The sequence below is a fragment of the Desulfococcus sp. genome (assembly GCF_041737845.1).
GTDB lineage: Bacteria > Desulfobacterota > Desulfobacteria > Desulfobacterales > Desulfococcaceae > Desulfococcus.
This window is the reverse complement of the sequence record NZ_JBGSQX010000111.1, coordinates 1-21074: the sequence shown is the minus strand read 5'-3', so window position 1 is coordinate 21074 and position 21074 is coordinate 1. Positions and strand designations below refer to the sequence as shown.

Annotated in this window: 16 protein-coding genes; 10 read left to right on the top strand and 6 right to left on the bottom strand. The window is 63.0% G+C overall.

The features are described from left to right. The 7 genes from ACEW8N_RS12705 to ACEW8N_RS12675 form a co-directional block, all read left to right on the top strand. On the top strand, positions 1-453 hold a 453-nt coding region (locus ACEW8N_RS12705), incomplete at its 5' end, for a hypothetical protein (RefSeq protein WP_373500201.1). 66 nt (positions 454-519) lie between these two features. After that, positions 520-1455 carry a uroporphyrinogen decarboxylase family protein gene (locus ACEW8N_RS12700; RefSeq protein ID WP_373500200.1) on the top strand — a complete coding sequence of 312 codons (936 nt, stop codon included), beginning with the start codon at positions 520-522 and terminating at the stop codon, positions 1453-1455. A gap of 126 nt (positions 1456-1581) precedes the next feature. After that, a complete protein-coding gene (locus ACEW8N_RS12695) occupies positions 1582-1977 on the top strand; it encodes a hypothetical protein (RefSeq protein WP_373500199.1) in 396 nt (131 codons plus the stop codon). Between the two features lie 102 nt (positions 1978-2079). Beyond that, positions 2080-3075 carry a GTP-binding protein gene (locus ACEW8N_RS12690; protein WP_373500198.1) on the top strand — a complete coding sequence of 332 codons (996 nt, stop codon included), beginning with the start codon at positions 2080-2082 and terminating at the stop codon, positions 3073-3075. A gap of 272 nt (positions 3076-3347) precedes the next feature. Further along, a complete protein-coding gene (locus ACEW8N_RS12685) occupies positions 3348-4169 on the top strand; it encodes an amino acid ABC transporter permease (protein WP_373500197.1) in 822 nt (273 codons plus the stop codon). A 164-nt stretch (positions 4170-4333) separates the two neighbouring features. Continuing rightward, positions 4334-5167, top strand: a complete 834-nt coding sequence (locus ACEW8N_RS12680; protein ID WP_373500196.1) for a transporter substrate-binding domain-containing protein — start codon at positions 4334-4336, stop codon at positions 5165-5167. A 151-nt stretch (positions 5168-5318) separates the two neighbouring features. Beyond that, the gene (locus tag ACEW8N_RS12675) at positions 5319-6197 is read left to right on the top strand and encodes an amino acid ABC transporter permease (RefSeq protein ID WP_373500195.1); all 879 of its coding nucleotides are present in this window, start codon (positions 5319-5321) and stop codon (positions 6195-6197) included. 95 nt (positions 6198-6292) lie between these two features. On the opposite strand, the gene ACEW8N_RS12670 is transcribed toward ACEW8N_RS12675, so the two are convergent. The 5 genes from ACEW8N_RS12670 to ACEW8N_RS12650 form a co-directional block, all read right to left on the bottom strand. Further along, positions 6293-6493 (bottom strand): cold-shock protein, encoded by a 201-nt coding sequence (locus ACEW8N_RS12670; protein WP_373500194.1) that lies wholly within the window; start codon positions 6491-6493, stop codon positions 6293-6295. Positions 6494-6803: 310 nt separating this feature from the next. Next, entirely contained in the window at positions 6804-7325 is a 522-nt protein-coding gene (gene cobO, locus ACEW8N_RS12665; protein WP_373500193.1) for a cob(I)yrinic acid a,c-diamide adenosyltransferase, read from the bottom strand. Between the two features lie 9 nt (positions 7326-7334). Next, the gene (locus tag ACEW8N_RS12660) at positions 7335-8234 is read right to left on the bottom strand and encodes a transglutaminase N-terminal domain-containing protein (RefSeq protein WP_373500192.1); all 900 of its coding nucleotides are present in this window, start codon (positions 8232-8234) and stop codon (positions 7335-7337) included. Then, the gene (locus tag ACEW8N_RS12655) at positions 8231-10822 is read right to left on the bottom strand and encodes a circularly permuted type 2 ATP-grasp protein (protein ID WP_373500191.1); all 2592 of its coding nucleotides are present in this window, start codon (positions 10820-10822) and stop codon (positions 8231-8233) included. The genes ACEW8N_RS12660 and ACEW8N_RS12655 overlap by 4 nt, the downstream gene beginning before the upstream one ends. A gap of 7 nt (positions 10823-10829) precedes the next feature. Beyond that, positions 10830-14180, bottom strand: a complete 3351-nt coding sequence (locus ACEW8N_RS12650) for a DUF2126 domain-containing protein (protein ID WP_373500190.1) — start codon at positions 14178-14180, stop codon at positions 10830-10832. Positions 14181-14605: 425 nt separating this feature from the next. On the opposite strand from ACEW8N_RS12650, the gene ACEW8N_RS12645 reads away from it, so the two are divergent. Together ACEW8N_RS12645 and ACEW8N_RS12640 are read left to right on the top strand one after the other, a co-directional pair. Further along, positions 14606-16087: a circularly permuted type 2 ATP-grasp protein gene (locus tag ACEW8N_RS12645; protein ID WP_373500189.1), complete on the top strand. Its 1482-nt coding sequence runs from the start codon at positions 14606-14608 to the stop codon at positions 16085-16087. Further along, positions 16077-17048, top strand: a complete 972-nt coding sequence (locus ACEW8N_RS12640) for an alpha-E domain-containing protein (protein ID WP_373500188.1) — start codon at positions 16077-16079, stop codon at positions 17046-17048. Before ACEW8N_RS12645 ends, ACEW8N_RS12640 begins: the two co-directional genes overlap by 11 nt. 36 nt (positions 17049-17084) lie before the next feature. Here the strand turns inward: ACEW8N_RS12640 and recN are convergent, their stop codons facing one another. Continuing rightward, on the bottom strand, positions 17085-18785 hold the full coding sequence (gene recN / locus ACEW8N_RS12635) for a DNA repair protein RecN (RefSeq protein ID WP_373500187.1): 1701 nt from the start codon (positions 18783-18785) through the stop codon (positions 17085-17087). Positions 18786-19068: 283 nt separating this feature from the next. Between recN and ACEW8N_RS12630 the strand changes: the two genes are divergently transcribed. Next, positions 19069-21074, top strand: a 2006-nt coding sequence (locus tag ACEW8N_RS12630; RefSeq protein ID WP_373500186.1) for an ATP-binding protein, incomplete at its 3' end; no start/stop codon positions are given.

Here is a 21074-nt window from a genome sequence, read left to right as displayed (position 1 = left end):
ACCCTGGGGTCCGGGCTGGACGATGGCTGCCGCCGCCTGGCGGCCCGCGGGGAGGTCTATCAGGCCACGCTGCTCGATGCCGTGGGGATCGCCCTTCTGGACTCGTTGTCCGACGCCTGCGCGGCGAGGCTGGAAGCACGCGCCCGCTCCTTCGGCCTGCATGCCGGAAGACGGCTGGCCCCGGGCACCGGCGGCATTCCCCTGGCCCATCAGCAGGTGCTCTTCACCCTGGTGGACGCGGGCAGAATCGGGGTCCATCTCACTGCCGATCTCATGATGGCCCCGGTCAAATCAATCTCGTTTTTCAGTTTTTTCCAGGCGGCCCGGGAAGCGGCTGTCGGCCCCTCCAAATGCGCGCGGTGCAGGATGGCCGGCTGCGGATTCCGGGAGCCTGCCGAAATGCCTCAGATCTCGGAGAAGGGTTCCGCCATTCCGGCGCCGGCCTTCCACTGAGGGTGGGCTGCCTGCGGCGGCGTTCCCCGCGCTGCCGCCCACAGGTTCTCAAACGAAAGGACGATCATGGCAAAGCAACTCCTCATCGACGCCACCATGGGGCGGCGGACCCCCATTGCGCCGTGGGTGCCCTATGCCGGGGTCAACTGCGCGTATCTGATCCGGGAAAAGGCGGACGCCTATTTCAAGGACCCCGGCCTCATGGCCAAGGGGGTGGCGGCGGCGGCCCGGACCTACCATGCCGACGGCATCCCGCTCCTTTTCGATCTCTCGGTCGAGGCCGAGTCCGTGGGGTGCGCGGTGGAATACTGGGAGGACAACGTGCCCTCGGTGCGGAGCCATCCCTGCGACAAGCTGCCCCCCGAGGCGGCGGGGCTCGCCCTTCCCGAAAAAACGAGCGGAAGGTGGCCGGTGATCTTCGAGGCGGCCAGGATCGTGAGGCCCCAATTGGATGACATGGACTGCGCCATGCTGGGCCTCATGACCGGCCCCCTGACCCTGGCGTCCCACCTGGCCGGCGTCCGCATCTTCACCGCGGTCAAGAGGGACCCGGACTTCGCCCATGCGGTCATCCGGTTCGCGGGAGAGATCGGCGCTCGCGCGGCGGCCTTCTACGCCGAGATGGGGTGCGACATCATCGCCATCGTCGACCCGGTGGCCTCCCAGATCCGGCCCGAGACCTTCCGGGAGTTCGTCACCCCCAACTGCCGGGATGCGGTCCGGACGATCCACGAGGCGGGGCTCGCCTCCTCGTTTTTCATCTGCGGCGACTGCACCAAGGTGGCGGAGGAGGTCTGCCGGGTGGGCACCCATGCCTTTGCCGTGGACGAACAGATGAACCTCAACTTCATCCGGGACATCGCCCTGAAACACGGCAAGGGCTTCGGCGGCAACCTCAAGCTGACCTTGGCCTTGAGCCTGGGCCTCATCTCCCCCCGGGAGGACGCCTTGATCAGCCTTGCGGCCGGCGGGACCCAGGGGTACACATTCGCCCCCGGCTGAGACATCCCCTACGATACTCCGGCGGAGCATCTCATCCAAGCTTATGAAGCCCGGTCCTTCTTCTACGAATACTATCCCAAATACCCCGAGCAGTGATCCGGCCCGGCCGAGGAGAGAACCCTATCGATGACGACGGAAAAAATCCACATTGACGTGCTGACCCTGGACAGCGTCCAGTGCGCCGCCTGCGGCTACATGATGGAGTCCATCGCCGCGCTGCCCCCGGAGATCCAGGGGCTGATCGACTACCGGGAATGGTCCATCAAGACCCCCTCGGGCGTCGCCCGGTTCACCGCCCTCAAGGGCAGGGTCCTGCCCACCATCTGCATCGAGGGCGACCTCGTATTCCAGAGCATCATCCCCCAGTACGAAGAACTCATCGACGCCTTGGCGGAACGGGCGCCCAGCGAGGCGGTCCGCAGTCGGCTTCTGGCCCTCCGGGAGGCCGGGTTCGACTTCGACCGGATCCGGGAGAACCTGGAAAAAGCGGGCGCGGGCCGCAATACCCGCACCGCCGGCTGAGATGGCGGACCTGCGCATCGAAACGGCCTTCAACCACCGAAGATACCTCCCCGGCCGTCTCATGGGCGACGCCGTCACGGAGATGCGACAAGGAGTCTTCCCATGGGTGCCGTCACCGACGTTTTTCTCATCACGGGCTTTCTGGGCAGCGGCAAGACGACCTTCCTGAACCGGCTCACAAGGGCCTTCCCCCCGGACCGGAAACTCGTGATCCTCATGAACGAGTTCGGGGATATCGGCGTCGACGGGCTTCTTGTCGAAGGCGAGGACCTGGAGGTTCTGGAGATCAGCCGGGGATCGATTTTCTGCGTCTGCGTCAAGACGGATTTCATCCGGGGGCTTGCCGGGATCGCCCGGGAGATCCGCCCCGACGTGCTGATCATCGAGGCGACCGGAGCGGCGGATCCCGGGGACATGAAACGGGACCTGGGCCTGTCCGTCTTCCGGAACCGGTTCCGTTTCCGGGAGCAGATCTGCCTGATCGACGCCGTGAACTTCACGGCCGTCTATGACGCCTTTGCCTCGGTGGAAAAACAGATGGCCGCCGCCACCTGCTTCATCATCAACAAGACCGACCTGGCCGGGCCGTCGGAGGTGATCCGCATCCGGGAGATCGTCGGGCGGCACCACCCGGACCCGGTTTTCCATGAAACCACCTTCGGGGGTATCCCCCTCGAACGATTCGCGGCCGCCGTGCTTTCCCCGGAGGCGCCGGCATCGCCTTCCCCGGCCCCGCTCCCGGAGGCGGAAATCGATCAGGCGATCGAAATCCTCCTGAGGGACCCCCTCCGGGTCATGCTGCCGCCGGATACCCTGGCATCGGCCGTCATCCATGTGGCGGATGGGACGCGGGATGACTTTCTCGGGCTTTCCGATGCTCTGCCGGCGGGGCTCCTGAGAGCAAAGGGGTTCGTCCGGCTCGACGGAGACGTCCATCTCTTCAGCTGGGTCATGGGCAAAGGGGAGGTTCGAAGGGTCGCCCATCGAAAGATTCCCGATGCGATCCTGGGCCGTCTGGTCTGCATCGGGCCGCCCGCGCTCGTCAAGGCGCTGCCGGACGTCTGCGGAACCCATGCGGTGGTCCTGAAGATATCATGACCCGGCGCCTCCCGGAGTCCCGAAAACCGGCCTGCCGCGCCGGTGGTTTCACCCGCGGCCGCTCTGAAAAACATCTTGACAAGAAAGGGGATTCTGGCCAAGATGATCCTTATTTTGCCGGGGCCGCCCGGGCGGCGGCGGGCAAAGATCGGTCGAGATCCGGCGGCGTCCGCGGGGTCGGCGTTCCTCGTGAACGCGATGCGTGTGTCGCATCTAAGGGCCCGCGAATCATGCCGGGCGTTCAACCATTGGCAGTCGACGGCTGGGTAAACATGACGACGGCATCCCCTCATTCCCCCAAGAGAGACTGGCGCAGCTTTATCCGTTCCCCCATTTTCGATCTGTTTCAGTTTGCGATCCTGGTGGCCGTCATTGTGGGGTTCTTCGTCGAGAGCACGGAGACGCTCGGGTATAACTGGCAGTGGTACCAGGTGCCGCGGTATATCTTCACCCTGGACGAAGGCGGCTTCAGGGCGGGTCCGCTGCTCCAGGGGTTCGTGGTCACGCTCCACATTTCCGCCATCAGCCTGGTGCTGGCCTTTGCCATCGGGCTTGTGACCGCCCTGTTCCGGCTCTCCGGCGCCTTTTCGGCCCGGGCCCTGGCCCGGTTCTACCTGGAAACCAGCCGCAACACGCCCCTGTTGATCCAGCTTTTCTTCATCTACTTTGTCGCGGGGCCGGTCCTGGGCCTGGAGCGATTCCTCTCGGCGGTCCTGGCCCTCAGTCTCTTCGAGGGCGCCTATGCCTCCGAGATCTTCCGGGCGGGCATTGTCTCCATCCCCCGCGGCCAGTGGGAGGCGGGCTACAGCCTGGGCCTCAACACCTTCCATACCTATCGGACCGTCATCCTGCCCCAGGCGATCCGTCGGATTCTGCCGCCGTTGACCAGCCAGGCCATATCCCTGATCAAAGACTCGGCCCTGGTGAGCACCATCGCCATCTACGATCTGACCATGCAGGCCCAGGCCATCATCTCCGAAACCTTTTTGACCTTCGAACTCTGGTTCACGGTGGCGGCCATGTACCTGGGGGTGACCCTCACCCTCTCCCTCATCGTCAATAAAATGGAGCGCCGTTTCAGGGTGGCGGCATGATCCGGGAAGCGGATGGCGCGATCCGGCCTGTCAGGAATGCGACGCCGTCAGCCGACGCGTCGGTTTTCACTAACCCATGCCCGAACGGCCCGGTTTTCCCAGCACGGCGCCGGACCCGCCGGGAGGAAGCGCCCCCTGTCGGGGGGATATTGAAAGGAGAATGGATGAAAAAAGCGACGTTTTTTCTGCAAGTGATGGTGGTGCTGGCGTTTTTTGCCGTCACCGCCGGGGTTGCCTCGGCCGGCAAGATCCAGCAGGAGCTGATTCAGGAGAGCACCCTGGAACAGGTATTGAAGCGGGGCGTTCTTCGGGTCGGGATGGACACCTTCGAGCCCTGGGCCATGAAGGACAAGAACGGGAATTTCATCGGTTTTGAGATCGATGTCGCCACGCGGCTGGCCCAGGACATGGGCGTCAAGGTGGAGTTCGTTCCCACGAAATGGTCGGGCATCATTCCCGCCCTCCTGACCGGGAAATTCGACGTCATCATCGGCGGCATGGGCATCCTCCCCCAGCGGGCCCTCAAGGTCAACTTCACCATCCCCTACGACTACTCGGGCATGGCCCTTGTTGCCCACAAGCAGAAGGCGGCCGGCTTCAGCTCCCTGGAAGACTTCAACAAACCCGAGGTGCAGATCGCCTGCAAGCTGGGGACTACCGCCGTGATGGCGACGAAAAAGTTCATCCCCAAGGCCACCCTCCGCCTCTTCGACGACGAGGCCCAGGCCTATCAGGAACTCCGGAACGGAAACGTCCACGCGGTGGTCGGGTCCGCCCCCCGGCCGGCCTACGAAACGCTGGCCTATTCGGATACCCTGTTCCTGCCGATCCAGGGCACCTTCACCAAGGAGCCCATCGGCTTCGCCCTGCGAAAGGGCGATTTCGACACCCTCACCTTCTTCAACAGCTGGATCACTCATGTCTCCGACGAGGGCTGGCTGGATGAGAAGCACCGTTACTGGTTCGACACGCGGGACTGGGCGAACCTGATCCAGTAGCCGGCGCCGTCCGGATCCCCCCTCGAGGGGCCGGAATCGAACCGTGGCGGCAACCATCGGGGATGGGGCTTTCCATGCCCCATCCTCCGCACCGTCCCGGCCGGTGACCCCATAACCGCCCGGAAACCCCTGAAACGGAAGCGGCTCCTCTGTGCGCAAGAAAACACCCCGGGTCTCCCCCATGGACATCGCGGTCATCCTGATCATCGCAGCCCTGGCCGGATATGTCGTCTATCGGCTGACCATGAAGCTGAACTACAAGTGGCACTGGGAGATCATCCCCACCTATCTCTTCCGCCGCGACGCCGAGAGCGGCGGCTGGACCGCCAATATCCTTATCGAGGGGCTCTATACCACGCTTCGCCTCAGCTTCTGGGCCACCCTCCTGGCAGCCGTCCTGGGATGGGCCATGGGCATCCTGCGGACGACCCGGAGGCTCTTCAACCGACTAATTGCGCGCACCTACGTCGAGCTGATCCGCAACATGCCCCCGCTGGTCCTCATCTTTATCTTTTATTTTTTCGTGAGCGATCAGATCATGCCGATCCTGGGGGTGGAGGAATTCATCCGCTCCCGGTCCCCCGAAACCCAGGAATGGCTCGCGGTCTTTTTTGCCACGCCCAACCGGTTCACCGCCTTCATCTCCGGCGTCGTCACCATCGCCGTCTTCCAGGGGGCCTACATCACCGAAATCGTCCGGGCCGGAATCCAGGGGATCGAGCGGGGCCAATGGGAGGCGGCCGAGGCCCTGGGGTTCTCCTGGTTCCAGAAGATGCGCCACGTCATCCTTCCCCAGGCCGTCAAACAGGTGCTTCCGCCCCTGGCCAACGAGTTCATCAACACCATCAAATACTCGTCCATCGCATCGGTCATTTCGATCCAGGAGCTCACCTTCCAGGGGATGCAGATCATGGCCGCCACCCATGTGACCATCGAGGTCTGGCTCACCATCACCGCCATGTATCTCGTCATCTGCCTGGTGCTCTCCCTGGCCGTGCAGCGTTTGGAGCGTCATCTGGCCCGCAACTAGACGCTTGCCCCGAAACCGTTTTCGTCAAACAAAAAGGGCACCCCCCGGAGGTATCGGGAAATGCCCTTTTCAATATTGGGAAAGCGAGCTTTGGGTCAGACGGCCTTGACGTTCACCGCAGCGGGGCCTTTCTGACCCTGCTCAATGTCAAAGGTCACCCGGTCGCCTTCGTTGAGGGACCTGAAACCGTTCGCATTGATTCCCGAGTGATGCACGAACACATCCGGGCCGTTCTCCTGCTCGATGAAACCATAACCTTTGCTGCTGTTGAACCATTTTACGATACCATTCGCCATCGTGACTTACTCCTTAAACTAAAAAAATTAATGTTCCTCATCTGTTCCTAACCTCGGGATGCCACTTTGACAAATGGGTCTTTCCTTCAGTAGTGAAACCGGCCTGCTCACCGTGGGTCGGCCATTTAGAGTTAGCGGACGATAAAGCCATAATCAAAAAAAGTCAAGAAAATTATCTGGAGTCATTCATTTTCAGACGGTTTCGTGGAAAGATCGAGATGTGGCCTGCAAATCCCTTGGAATGATGGGCACTTACAGTACGCCGCAGTGGGATACGCATGACGCAGATATCGGGCTTTTTACGGAACCGTCAATATTCGATTCCTTTCTGGGCCGAGATGCCCGACGCGAATGGGTGTTTGACCGCATTCATCTCGGTCACCAGATCCGCGGCGGCACACAGTTTTTCAGAGGCGCTCCGTCCGGTGATCACAATATGGACGCTTTCGGGGCGGTCGGCGAGAAATTCGATGACCTCGTCTTCATCCAGCATGCCGTACTTGAAAAGATAGGTCATTTCGTCCAGGATCACGAGCCGGTATCGGCCGGACCGGATTTTTTCCTTGGCTGTCTCCCAGGCTTTGCGCGCCAGGGCCGCGTCTTTTTCCAGATCGTCGGACTGCCAGGTGAAGCCCCGGCCCGTCACGTTGAAATCAATGAGATCGGACAGGCGCGCCGCCGTTTCGATTTCGCCGGAGCGCCGGCCGCCTTTGATGAACTGGATCACGGAAACCTTGAAGCCGTGGCCGACCGCCCTGAAGGCGAGCCCCAGGGCCGCGGTGGTCTTCCCTTTCCCGTTTCCGGTGTGGATCATGAGCAATGATTTTTTCATGGCCGCTGCCTATCCTGTCCCGTCGCCCTCCTCCCAGCGTTCGACATCCACGGAGACGATCAGGCGGTGGCTGCCGCCGCTGAAGATGATGCCCTTGAGCGGCGTCACGTCCGAGAAGTCCCGGCCCCATGCCGTGATGATGTGGCGGTCTCTGGGAATCAGGTTGTTGGTGGGGTCGAAGTCGAACCATCCGAGCCCCGGGGCGAACACCGAGAACCATGCATGGGAGACGTCCGCCCCATGGAGCCGGACCTGACCCGGCGGCGGCAGGGTCTCGATATATCCGCTGACGTACCGGGCCGCAAGCCCCAGGGACCGGAGGCAGCCGATGGCCAGGTGGGCGAAGTCCTGGCAGACGCCTCGGCGGTGCTTCAGCACCTCGGAAAGGGGGGTTGATACGGTCGTAAAGCCCGGCTTGAAGGTAAAATCGTTGAAAATCCGGTCCATCAGGTCCCGGGACGCCAGGAGGAGCGGCCGCCCGGCCGGAAACGAAGGCAGCGCGTAATCCCGCAATCCGGGGGCCGCCGCTGCAAGGGCGGAGTTGAACACGAACTGGCGGGCATCCATCGTTTTGGGGTCTTCCGGGGACCGGAGCCGCTCCCGCGCCGTCTCCCAGGCCCCGCTCTCCGGGGGAGGGGCGGCCAGATCGGGCCGGTCGAGGACGCGCACGATGCTCTTCACCGTAACGGCCAGCTCGTCGTGGGGCTGCTGGACCGCAAAATAGCAGACCCGGTTGCCGAAGAAATCATCCCGCTCCCGGAGCGCCGACGGGGGCGGCGTCACCGTGATCTTGGAGCGCGTCACGAGCTGATGGGGAAGGGAGCGCGGCACCAGGCGAAGCTCGTTGTGGCAGAGGCTCACCGGCTCGCTGTAGACATAGCGGGTTTTATGGGATACCCGAAAATTCACGGTGCTCCCTCCTCGGGCGTGGAAACGGTCTGCTGGTCCTCCCGGATGTGGCTGAAGTAGATCTGGGAAATGGCCTCAGAGGTCTGCGCCAGCAGTTTATGGAGATTGCCGAGGAGGCTTTCCAGCCGCCCGTGCCGGCGCGATCCGACGGCGGGCTCCGAGAGCCGGGCCGTATTGGACAGCCTCAGCCGGGAGGTGGCCTTGAGGATGAGCTGCTCCTCCTCCGACAGTCGGTACTTCTGGCTCTCCCGGGGAAGCAGGGCGATATGCTCCTGAAGCCGGTCGAGCTGGTAGATGAGGGACCTCGGGTTCCGGTCGTCCAGGAGCAGGAGGTCCAGGACCGTTTCAAGCTCCATGTAGGAGCGATAGCGGCGCCGGTAGGTGATGACGTTCTCGGTCGAGATCAGGACGGCCTCCATCACCCGGTTGCCCATGGCCGGATCGAACCCGGGCACCAGGCTGGAGGTGGTCAGTTCGATGAACATCAGGGAGCGCTCGATCCGCCGCCCGATATCCAGCAGGAGCCATCCGTGCTCCCGGGACATGCTCTCCATGCAGAGTCCCATGAAGGCCAGAAGCGAGGTGATCAGGCGGTCGATCTGTTCGTTCGTCATCCGCGCGACATACCCGGTATACTGCTCCAGGGTGTGGCGATGCTCCTCGAGGCTGTTGATGACGTGCCAGGTGTCGATGGACCAGTGGTCTCTGACCGCATAGGCGGCGTTCAGCATGAACTGGAGGATGGAGGTCAGGCTGCCGGCGTTTTCGCCGTCGTGGACCACCCGGGACACCTCGGCTTCCAGCCACACGCCCGGGGGTGCCTCTCCCCCGGTGAAGGCCGCGGGGGGGCGGAGGCTCATCGTGTTGAGGGACTGGAGCAGATGCATGAAAAACTGGCCGTTGGCATCGTCATCCACCCAGTCCCGTTCGATGAGGTAGCGAAAGGTCGTCCGGAGGACCCTGGCCAGGGCCTCGGTGCGCTCGGCATAGCGCCCCACCCAGAAAAGGTTTTCCGCGGCCCGGCTCGGCAGGACGCTGATCCGGGTGAAGGACCGGTCCATCCGGGCCTTCTGAAGCCACAGGCTGACATGCTTCTGGGGCTGGGAGGCGATCACCCATGCGTCCCGGATCATGCCGCCGGTGCGGTTGGAGACGACATCCGAGGTCCTGTCGCCGGCGCTCCGGGCGATGCCGCCGGGCATCACCTCGTACTCTCCCTCCTGCCGGGCCACCGCAAATCCCCTGAACACGGTGTGAAGGGGGATGAAATGATTCTCCGAAAGCGCCGGAGAGGTGGAGAACCGGAGCTGCTCCTGCCCCACGTACCGGTGGGGGTTTTCCTGGATGCGGGCGCGCCATTCGTCCCGCTCCGCCCGGCTCATGAGGGTCCCGTAAACCGGCGCGTTCCTGGGTGATCGGTGGATGGTCTTGATGATCAGGCGGTCGATATGCTCCAGGACGTATTTGCGGGCGGACGGCTCGCCGCACCACCAGGTGGCCACCGACGGCAGCTTCAACTCCTCCCCCAGGAGCCGCCGGGCGATTTCCGGAAGAAAGCTCATCAGGCCGGGGTTGTCGAGGACGCCGGTTCCCGGCGGATTGAGGATCGCGACATTGCCCCTGCGGACGGCCTCCAGAAGCCCGGCGACGCCGCTGCGGGATTCCTGCCGAAGCTCCAGGGGGTCCGTGTCCGGATCCTCGATCTGGCGCAGGATCACGTCCACCCGCTGGAGCCCGGCCAGGGATTTGAGCCAGACGTACCCGTCCCGGACCGTGAGATCGTCCCCCTGGACCAGGGGATACCCCAGATAGGCGGCCAGGTAGGCCTGCTCAAAATAGAATTCATCCCGGGGGCCCGGCGAGAGCAGGACGATTCGGGGCTGATCGGCCTGGTGGGGCGAGGCGGCGATCATCTCGGCCCGGAGCGTCCGGAAAAAATCCGAGAGGCGCAGGATCCGGCATTCCCGGAAAAAGTCGGGGAGGACCTTGGCCATGGCCGTCCGGTTTTCCAGGGCATACCCCAGACCGATGGGCCGCTGGGAAAAATCGCCCAGGGCGCATATCCGCCCCGCCGAGCTCCTGGCCAGATCCACGGAATAGAGCGAGAGGCGGGGATAGCCCCCCGGCCTGAGCCCGTGGCAGGCCCGAAGAAAGCCTTCATGGCGGTAAATGAGTTCCATGGGCAGGAGGCCTTCCCTGACTATCCTCATCGGGCCGTAAAGGTCCGAAAGGACCATGTCGAGAAGGCGGGCGCGCTGCCGGAGCCCCGCTTCCACGGCGGCCCACTCCTCCCGGCTGAAGAGGAGCGGGATGATGTCGAGGCGCCAGTTGCGATGGACCCCCTGTGCGCTCCCGTGGATGTTGTAGGCGATCCCGTTTTCCCGGAGGATCCGCATGACCTCCTGGCGGCAGCGCTCCAGGTCTCCGCACCCCATCCGGTTCAGGGCCGTCAGAAACGGCTGCCAGTGCCTGCGGACCGTGCCGTTGTCGTGAAACATCTCATCGTAGGCGCCGGGGGCGGGCAGATAGGCCGCGCACACCGTCCGGCGGTCGATCGAAGCATCGTTCTCCATGGCTTCCGCACTCATAGCGAAGTCATCCTTTGGGGGTCAGGCGAAGATCCAGGGTATATGGATATTCAGGGTTGGACGCCTCCCGGGGAATCTCCATGGGCCCCGGCGGGTGGCCTTCGGCAACGAATCTGCCCCCGGAAGGAGGGGCCGGCGGACGGACCGTGGCGGACGGGGTGTGTCCGTAAGGCCAGAACCGGTTGAACCGGCGGGCTTCCGCCTCATAGGCATTCACCGGGAAGGTGTCGTACCCCCGGCCCCCGGGATGCACGACGTGGTAGGTGCACCCGCCGATGGACCGTCCGTTCCAGGTGTCGACCACGTCGAAGACCAGCGGAGAATGGATGCCGATGGTCGGGTGGAGGGCCGACGGCGGCTGCCAGGCCCGGTAGCGGACTCCCGCGACATACTCTCCGTGGACGCCGGTGTTGTGGAACGGGATCGTTCGGCCGTTGCAGACCAGGGCATACCGGGAGTCGGTCAGCCCCGCAGCTTTGACCTGAAGGCGCTCCAGGGAGGAATCCACGAACCGGGAGGTGCCCGCGCGGCCGACCTCTTCGCCCAGGACATGCCAGGGCTCGATGGCCATACACAGTTCGATGGTGATATCCCGGATCTGAACCGTTCCATAGTGGGGGAAGCGGAACTCGAAAAACGGTTCCAGCCATTCCAAATGGAACGGATACCCCGCCTGGTTCAATTCAGCGACGACTTCTTCCAGGTCGCGCCGGACATAATGGGGCATCATCCACCGGTCATGGAGCTCGGTGCCCCAGCGCACCAGCGGAAAATCGTAGGGGATTTTCCAGAACCGGGCGATGAGGGCCCGGATCAGGAGCATCTGGACCGCGCTCATGCGGGCGTGAGGCGGCATGTCGAACGCCCGGAATTCCACGAGGCCGAGCTGGCCCGACAGCGAATCGGGGGAATAGAGCTTGTCGATGCAGAACTCCGCCCGGTGGGTGTTGCCGGTGATGTCCACCAGGAGGTGGCGAAACAGGCGGTCCACCAGCCAGAATGGAGCCGTCTGGTCTTTGGGGATCTGCTGAAATGCGACTTCCAGCTCATAGAGCTGCTCGTTCCGGCCCTCGTCGACCCGGGGCGCCTGGCTGGTGGGGCCGATGAACGAGCCGGAGAAGAGGTACGAGAGCCCCGGGTGATGCTGCCAGTAGGTGATCAGGCTCTGGAGCAGATCCGGCCTTCGCAGCATCGGGCTGTCCGCCGGAGTCGCGCCGCCGATCGTCACGTGGTTCCCGCCGCCGGTGCCCGTATGCCGGCCGTCCAGCATGAACTTTTCCGTGGCCAGGCGGGACAGGCGCGCCTCCTCGTACAGGGTCGTGATGTTGTGCACGAGCTGGTCCCACGTGGTGGCCGGATGGATGTTGACCTCGATGACGCCCGGGTCCGGCGTAACCTTCAGCCCCTGGAGCCGGGGATCCTCAGGCGGGGGATATCCCTCCAGGACCACCGGCAGGGCCAGCTTTTCAGCGGTCCGCTCAATCGCTGCGACCAGGTCCAGAAAATGTTCCAGGTAGCTGACCGGGGGCAGGAAGATATAGATCCGGCCGTCGCGGGGTTCGACGCACAGAGCCGTGTGGGGAAGCTTTTCAACGGAAGCTCCCTCCGAAGCCCGCCCGGGAACGCCGGACCGATCCGGAGGCTCGGGGTCCCCCTGCGGTCGGGAATAATCCCCGAGGGTCGGATAGGCTTCGAACTGGGAACGCTCGGGAACGGGCGGCCGCCGTTTTGGCGCCACCCAAGGAAGGGCGTCCAGGGGCAGCCGGTAGCCCATGGCCGAGTCGCCGGGCATCAGGAACATGGACCCGTGTCGGAACTCCCAGAGGTGGCTGCGCCACCGGTCCGTGGAAAAATCCCAGCCCAGCGGCAGGGTGTAGCCCACGGGTCGGCCGGGATCGCCCTGGAGCAGCCGGGCCAGCCGCTGCCGCTCCAGGGGGTCCTTCAGGTCCGATTTCAGCGGGTCCAGGTTGACCGGGAGGTTCCCCTCGCTCCAGAGAAGATAGAAAATGTCCTCGTACCCGGGCGTGATAAACGCAGGGTCCACCCCCAGTTCCGCTGTCAGGTGCTGGATGAAGCCGAGAGCATCGTCACGGGTATGCCCATAGTCCCGGCTCTCGTCGGCCATGAGCGCCGCATCGCGCCACACCGGCCGGCCGTCTTTCCGCCAGTGGCAGCCCAGAGCCCAGCGCGGCAGCGCCTCCCCCGGATACCATTTCCCCTGCCCGTAATGGCGGACGGCGCCGGAACCGAAGGCCTCCGACAGGCGCTTGACCAGGTCGCCGGCAAGCTTCCGCTTGTGCCTGCCGTCGGCGGCTATGTTCCATTCGGGGGACTCCATGTCGTCGATGGAGACAAAGGTCGGCTCCCCGCCCATGCTGAGGCGGACGTCTCCCGCCGCCAGATCGTCGTCGATCCTCCGGCCGAGCAGGTTGATGGCCGTCCACTCGTTTTCGGTGTAGGGCCGGGTGACCCGAGGATCCTCATGGATCCGCTGGACGCTGTTTCTGTAGGAAAATTTCACCTCGCACTTGTCCATGGCGCCGGTGACCGGCGCGGCGCTGGCCGGGTCGGGCGCGCACGCCAGGGGAATGTGCCCCTCTCCGGCGAATAAGCCGGATGTGGGGTCCAGCCCGATCCAGCCGGCCCCGGGGACGTAGACCTCTGCCCACGCATGCAGGTCCGTGAAGTCGGCCTCCGGGCCCGAGGGGCCGTCCAGGGATTTTACGTCCGCCGTGAGCTGCACCAGGTATCCCGACACAAACCGGGCCGCCAGCCCCAGGTGACGCATGATCTGAACCAGAAGCCACGCCGAGTCCCGGCAGGATCCAGTCCCTTTTTTCAGGGTTTCCTCGCAGGTCTGGATGCCGGGCTCCACACGAATCGTGTAATCTGTGGTCTTCCAGAGTTTCTGGTTGAGATAGACCAGAAAATCGACGGTATTCTGCGGCGTTCGGTTCACGGAAGCAAGCCAGTCTGTCAGGAGGGGCCCGTTTTCCCGGATCTCCAGGCAAGGGCTTAGCTCTTTTTTCAGCGCGGCTTCATAGTCGAAAAAGACCTTATCGGCATATTCCTCCATGAAGAAATCGAAAGGGTTGATCACCGTCATGCTGGCCACCAGATCCACCTCGACGATCAGCCGGTCGGTCCTGTCGGGGAAGATAACGCGGGCCAGGAAATTGCCGAACGGGTCCTGCTGCCAATTGATGAAATGTTTTTTGGGCGTGATATTGAGGGAATACGCCTCGATGGGGGTCCTGCAATGGGGGGCCGGCCGCAGCCGAAAGACATGGGGGGCCATGCCGACCTGCCGGTCGTATCGATATTCCGTCCGGTGGTTGATGGCAACACGGATGGCCATTTGAACTCCTTTCCTGGTGTGGTCCTGTCAAATGCCGGGAAGCCCCTGGAGGCATCTGCAGAGACCCTATTTAGTATGTTTGCCATTTCAACGCAAGATCAATGCAAGATCAATGCAAGATCGATGCACAATTCATCATCCCCTTGCATGGACCTGCCGGGATCGCCCGCCCTCCCGGCTTCGCGCCGGATGGGCCGGTAAAAGAAAAGCTGTGATTTTTTACATTTTTGTTGTAGCATCCCGGGACAATCACCCTTTATGTATCTTTTGCGGAAAGCCCTCATCGGATGATGCGTCCCGGGCTCCGCTTGCGGCACGGCGTCGTTTAGGGTTTGACATATATGGCCCGGTTCTTGCTGATTTGCTGTCATGAATTGGCGGAGAGAGCGGTGCAGGATCGACAGGCATGCAACTGGGAGGATTTCATGAATTTTGAAAACTACGACATCGGGGGGTTCTACGACGAGATGTTCGCATCCCCGGGGATTCCGAGGGCGGGCACGCGGCTTCTGGCCCGGAAGATCGCGTCCCTGCCGGACGGCGAACTCGAGCGGCGCCAGAAGGCGGCCGAAAAAGCCCTTTTCGACATGGGCATCACCTTCAATGTCTACGGAAACGAAGCCGGATCCGAAAAGATATGGCCGTTCGATCTGATCCCGAGGATCGTCGAGGCCGAAGAATGGAAGACCGTCGAGGCCGGGCTGAAACAGCGGATCCGGGCGCTGAACCTGTTTATCGACGATGTCTATCACCGCCAGAGGATCGTGGCGGACGGGGTCGTGCCGGGGGAGCTGATCCGCTCGGCCGAGGGATTTCTGAAGCCGTGCATCGGCCTCGACCCGCCCCGGGGGATCTGGTGTCACATCACCGGCACCGACCTGGTCCGGGACGAGAACGGCGGGATCTTCGTCCTCGAGGACAATCTCCGCTGCCCCTCGGGGGTTTCCTATGTGCTGGCCAACCGTCGCCTCATGAAGCGGACCTTTCCCGAGGTCTTCATGGCGTCCGACGTCAAGCCGGTGGACGTCTATCCGGCCCGGCTCCTGGACATGCTCTATTCCATCTCCCCGCCGGGCGTCCAGAACCCTACGGTCGCCCTCCTGACCCCCGGCATTTACAACGCCGCCTACTTCGAGCACTCCTTTCTGGCCCATGAAACCGGCATCGAACTCGTGGAGGGCGGCGACCTGGTGGTGGACGACGGGTTTGTCTGCATGCGGACGACCCGGGGGCTCCAGCGGGTCGATGTCATCTACCGGCGCCTCAACGACGATTTCCTGGACCCCGAAGCCTTTCGGGAAGACTCCCTGCTCGGCGTGCCGGGCATCATGGAGGTCTACCGCGCCGGCCGGGTCGCCCTGGCCAACGCCCCGGGAACGGGCGTCGCCGACGACAAGGTCATCTACGCCTATGTCCCGAAGATGATCCGGTACTACCTCGGGGAGGAGGCCATCCTCCCCAATGTGCCCACCTACCTCTGCTGGGAGAAGCAGGACCGGCAGTACGTTCTCGAGAACCTGGAGCGGCTCGTCGTGAAATCCGCCAACGAATCCGGCGGCTACGGCATGCTCATCGGCCCCACGGCCACCGCCGGGGAGCGGGCCGAGTTCGCGGGGCGCATCGAAAGCGCGCCCAGGAATTTCATCGCCCAGCCGACCCTGGGGCTGTCCCGGGTTCCGGTCATCGTCGACGAGCGGCTGGAAGGGCGCCACGTGGACCTGCGGCCCTTCATCCTCTACGGCGAGGATATCTTTGTCCTGCCCGGCGGCCTGACGCGGGTGGCGCTCAAGAAGGGGTCCCTGGTGGTAAACTCCTCCCAGGGCGGGGGCAGCAAGGACACATGGGTCGTTGAAACCGGGGGCGCCGCCGCCATGAGCGGGGAAAGGAGCATCAGCCATGCTCAGTAGAGTCGCGGATACCCTGTACTGGATGAGCCGGTATCTTGAACGGTCGGAAAACATTTCCCGTTTCATCGACGTCAACTGGCACCTCTCCCTCGACCAGCCTTCGGACGGGTCCCAGGAATGGAGCGCCCTGATCAGCGCGACCGGCGATGGCGCTCTGTATCTGAAGGCCCACCAGAATTTTTCAAAGGAGAACGTCATCTCCTTCCTGATATTCGATACGGACTACCCCAACTCGATCATCTCCTGCCTCCGCGCCGCCCGGGAAAACGCCCGAACCGTGCGGGACATCATCTCCACGGACATGTGGGAGCAGATCAACTCTTTTTATCATTTTGTCGAAAAAACAGGCAAATATCAGCTTTCGGTGTATGAAAATCCCAATGCCTTCTGCGAGCAGGTCCGGCTGCGCCTGATGACCATCGGCGGGATCACCAGCGAGACAATGCTCCACGGCGATGCGTGGCACTTCATCCGCCTGGGGCGATATCTCGAACGGGCGGACAAGACCTCCCGGATCCTGGATGTGAAATATTTCACCCTGCTGCCCAATCTCGCTTATGTGGGCACCGCCTATGACGACGTCCAGTGGGCCGCCCTTCTCCGGGCCACCGGCGGTCTGGAATCCTACCGCCAGCGGTGCGGCCGGATCCAGCCCAACCGGGTGGCCGAGTTTCTCGTGTTCGACCGGCAGTTCGCCCGGTCCATCCTGCGCTGCCTCAACGCGGCCCAGGCCTCCCTCCACGAGATCACCGGAACGCCCCAGGGCACCTACCAGAACGTGGCGGAACAGCGCCTGGGGGCCCTCTGCGCCGAACTGGGCTTCATGGATATCGAGCACGTCTTCGGGATGGGGCTTCACGAATTCACGGACCAGCTTCAACTGAAGATCAACCGGGTCAACGACACCATCGCCCTGACCTTTTTCGGATATGTCTTTGAGGGAAACGGCGGGGATTCCTGAAGCATCGCCGTCTTCCGCCCGGAGATCCGGCGGCGCCTATCGCTTCTCGAACATCTCCCGGGCGTGGTCGAGGGTGGCCTGGGTCATCTCCACGCCGCCCAGCATGCGGGCCAGCTCCCGGACCCGCTCCGCATCGTCCAGGGGCCGGAGGGTGGTCCGCGTCCGGCCGTCATGGACGTTCTTGGCGATGGCGAAATGGTGGTCGGCGAATTTGGCGATCTGGGGCAGGTGGGTGATGCAGAGCACCTGGTGACGGCGGGCCAGGGCCGCGAGCTTCTGCCCCACGATCTCGGCGACGCCGCCGCCGATGCCGGCGTCCACCTCGTCGAAGATGAGGGTCTCCACCGCATCCGTCGCGGCCAGGATGGCCTTGAGGGCCAGGACGACCCGCGACAGCTCTCCGCCCGAGGCGATGGCGGAAAGGGGCTTCAGCTCCTCCCCCACGTTGGGGGCGATCATGAAGGCCGCACGGTCGATGCCGGTGCAGCCGATGGCCGCGTCCTCCCAGAACAGGTCGGGATGGGTCGCTTCCGAGGCCGGAACCGGGCTCATGGCCACCGCAAACCGGGTGCTCGACATGCTGAGCCGGGCCAGTTCCGCCTCGACCTTCCCGGCCAGGTCCCGGCCGGTCTCGGCCCGTTTTCGGGAAAGTGAAACAGCGTGCTCCGCCAGGGCCTGCCGATGCCGCGCCAGGGTTTTTTCCGCCGCCGCGATCTCGTCGGCCAGGTTCTCGATCCCCGCAAGCGCCGCATCGATTCCAGCCAGGGTATCGGCCACCGACGCGAGGGAGCCCCCGTATTTGCGCTTGAGCGCACGAAGGCGGTTGAGCCGCTCGTCCACGGCCTCGAGGCGCCGGTCATCCATCTGGATCGTGCCCAAGTAGCTTCTCAGGCTGTTCACGATCTCCTCGATGCGGAAGGTCGCCTCGGCGATCCCCTCCACGCGGGGGGCCAGGTCCGGATCGATCCGGGAGGCCTTCTCCAACTGTTTTTTCACCTCCCCGAGGCGTTCCACGACGGCGTTCCGGGTGCTGTACAGCTCCCCGATGCCGCTGTTCACGGCCTGATAGAGAACCTCCCCGTTCTTCAGACGAATCAACTCCCGCTCCAATCGAGCGTCTTCATCCGGCTGGATGTCGGCCGCCAGGATCTCCTGTTTCTGGAAGCCCAGGAGTTCGATCTGTTCGCCCTGATGAGCCTTTTTCCCCTTGAGGTCGTCCAGGTTCCGGATGAGGGGTGCAAGCTCCCGAAACCGCTCCCCCACCGCCTCTCTCAAGGGCAGAAGGCCGCCGAACTGATCGAGGATGCGCAGGTGCTGGTCTTCATCGAGCAGCCCCTGGTGGGCGTGCTGCCCGGAGATGCAGGCCAGGTTTTCAGAAATGACGGCGAGCAGGCGGATGGTGGCGGGATGCTGGTTGATGTAGATCCGGTGGCGGTTGTTCCGGGCGATGATGCGGCGGATCATGAGCCCTTCTGCGGGATCGAGGTCGTTTTCGGCCATGATCCGGGCCGCGGAACCGTTGGGGTCGATCTCAAAAAAAGCTTCGATTTCGGCGGTTTCCGATCCGGTGCGGATCCACCCGGCGGCGGCCCGGCTGCCCAGGATGAGATTGACGGCATTGATGATGATCGATTTCCCGGCGCCGGTCTCCCCGCTCATGATGGTAAACCCCGAATCAAAGCGGATGTGCAGGTCATCGATGATGGCGAAATTTTTGATGGAAAGTTCGCGAAGCATGGCTTACGATGAAATAACAATCTTGAAATACAGGTTAATGTTGATAGACTGCTCTGGGTATTGCACACCCGGACGGTTTTGTAAAGAAGATCCGGCGGGATGCCGCGCTTGCCGGGAGTCGGGCATCCGCCCCGCCTGCCGCCGCGAAATCATCCCATATTTGGCTTTGACAAAAGGGTATGAAATAATATATTCTCCAACGATTGCAAAAATGTAGCATGAAGACGGCGCAGCCCGAGGTGATAGTCTGGAAGTCCATGGCCATGCCCCTGGAGGAACACTGATGAACAAACGCATCCTGATCGCGGATAATGATTCCAGATCCGTCAATCATTATATGGATATCCTGACCGGCGCCCGGACCGGCATAGATCCAAAAAACCCTGAAGCCGACCGATTTCAGCTCTTCTTTTTTCCCGACGGGGATTCCCTGCTTCAGAATTTCAAAAGCGGTTTTGACCGGGGAGAGTCCACGCCGCTCTGCATCCTGGACGTTTCCAACAGCACCGGCGGTGCACTCAAGCTTGTCGAGCATCTCACGGCGATCGATCCCCGGGTCATGGGCATCATCACCGATGACGGGCCGCTGATCGACGCGTTGAAGGAAAAACATCCCCTCCCCAGAAACCTTTATTGCGTCCGCAAGCCTTTTGACGGCGACATGTTTATCACGCTGGTCACCTCCCTGATACGGGGATGGAACAGCCTCAGCGGCTTCCATGAGCAGATCCAGAGCCTGGACGCCGCCCTGGAGGGCGCCGGCATCGGCCTCTGGTACTGGGACATGCAGGCCAAGACCCAGGTGATCAACAGCCACTGGGCGGAGATGCTCGGATACGGCTCCGGTGATATCAGCCCCGATATCAGGGGCTGGGAGCAGATGGTCCACCCCGATGACCTGCCGTATGTCAGAAAGCGCCTCGACGCCCATGTTGCGTGGGATGCCCCCCTCTACGAAGCGGAATTCAGGATGCGGAGCAAGACCGGCGACTGGAAATGGATCCTGGCCCGGGGGCAGGTGGTCGAGTGGGACGCCGACGGCCGGGTCCTCCGGATGGCCGGGACCCACATGGACGTCAGCGACCGCAAGCTGTTTGAAAGAGACCTGAAACGGCAGCGGGCGCTCCTCTATTCCCTCATCGATTCAATCCCGGATCTCATTTTTTACAAGGACCTCAAGGGGGTCTATCTGGGCTGCAACCCGGCTTTCGGAAAATTCGCGGGCTTCCACCGGCAGGACGTGGTGGAAAAGACCGACTATGATCTCTTTTCCAGGGAGATGGCGGATTTCTTCCGGGAACAGGACCGGCTGATGCTGTCGTCCGGGCGGCCCAGGAGCAACGAGGAATGGGTGGACTACCCCGAGGGCCGCCGGGTCCTTCTGGAGACCCTGCGGACCCCCTATTTCGGCCCGTACGGGGAGATCCTGGGGCTCGTGGGGATCAGCCGGGACGTGACCGAGCGGAAGGAGATGCAGGAGGAACTGAAACGGGCCAAGGAGAGCGCGGAAAAGGCCAATCAGGCCAAAAGCGAGTTTCTGGCGGGCATGAGCCATGAGATCCGGACCCCCATGAGCGGCGTCATCGGCATGGCCGATCTCCTGATGGAGACGGACCTCGACCCCGAGCAGAAAAAGGGCCTGGAGCTGATCCACAGCAGCGCCCATTCACTCCTGTCCATCATCAACGACATACTGGACATCTCGAAGATCGAGGCCGGAAAGATCGAGCTTGAGTCCATCGACTTCGATCTCCGTGCCGTCCTGAAGGACATGAACGGCCTGATGGCCATCAAGGCCGCGGAAAAATCCCTCTCCTACCGATGCCTCATCGATCCCGACGTGCCGTCCCTGCTGCGGGGGGACCCCGGGCGGCTCCGGCAGGTCCTGATCAACCTGATCGGCAATGCCGTCAAATTCACCTCCGAGGGCGGCATTTCCCTTGCGGTCTCCTGTAAATCGGAGGACGACCGAAAGGCGAGAATCGGGTTTGTGGTCTCCGACACCGGCATCGGCATTCCCAAAGGCCAGGCCGAAAGGCTGTTTGAAAAATTCACCCAGCTCGACATGTCGACCACCCGAAAATACGGCGGCACGGGGCTGGGGCTCGCCATTTCCAGGCAGCTCTGCCAGATGATGGGCGGGGAGATTCACGTGGAGAGCGAAATGGGAAAAGGGAGCAGCTTTCACCTGACCGTCCTTTTGGATAAACAGGGCGCGGCGGCGGAGGCATCGCCCCGGGCCGCGCAGGGAGTCCTTTCGGCACCCGCCGGGTCGCCTCCGGGGGCGAG

Bases quoted from the DNA above. Each gene is read 5' to 3' on its own strand.
- ACEW8N_RS12700 (WP_373500200.1), top strand. From the start codon at position 520: ATGGCAAAGCAACTCCTCATCGACGCCACCATGGGGCGGCGGACCCCC.
- ACEW8N_RS12695 (WP_373500199.1), top strand. From the start codon at position 1,582: ATGACGACGGAAAAAATCCACATTGACGTGCTGACCCTGGACAGCGTC.
- ACEW8N_RS12690 (WP_373500198.1), top strand. From the start codon at position 2,080: ATGGGTGCCGTCACCGACGTTTTTCTCATCACGGGCTTTCTGGGCAGC.
- ACEW8N_RS12685 (WP_373500197.1), top strand. From the start codon at position 3,348: ATGACGACGGCATCCCCTCATTCCCCCAAGAGAGACTGGCGCAGCTTT.
- ACEW8N_RS12680 (WP_373500196.1), top strand. From the start codon at position 4,334: ATGAAAAAAGCGACGTTTTTTCTGCAAGTGATGGTGGTGCTGGCGTTT.
- ACEW8N_RS12670 (WP_373500194.1), bottom strand. From the start codon at position 6,493: ATGGCGAATGGTATCGTAAAATGGTTCAACAGCAGCAAAGGTTATGGT.
- cobO (WP_373500193.1), bottom strand. From the start codon at position 7,325: ATGAAAAAATCATTGCTCATGATCCACACCGGAAACGGGAAAGGGAAG.
- ACEW8N_RS12655 (WP_373500191.1), bottom strand. From the start codon at position 10,822: ATGAGTGCGGAAGCCATGGAGAACGATGCTTCGATCGACCGCCGGACG.
- ACEW8N_RS12650 (WP_373500190.1), bottom strand. From the start codon at position 14,180: ATGGCCATCCGTGTTGCCATCAACCACCGGACGGAATATCGATACGAC.
- ACEW8N_RS12645 (WP_373500189.1), top strand. From the start codon at position 14,606: ATGAATTTTGAAAACTACGACATCGGGGGGTTCTACGACGAGATGTTC.
- ACEW8N_RS12640 (WP_373500188.1), top strand. From the start codon at position 16,077: ATGCTCAGTAGAGTCGCGGATACCCTGTACTGGATGAGCCGGTATCTT.
- recN (WP_373500187.1), bottom strand. From the start codon at position 18,785: ATGCTTCGCGAACTTTCCATCAAAAATTTCGCCATCATCGATGACCTG.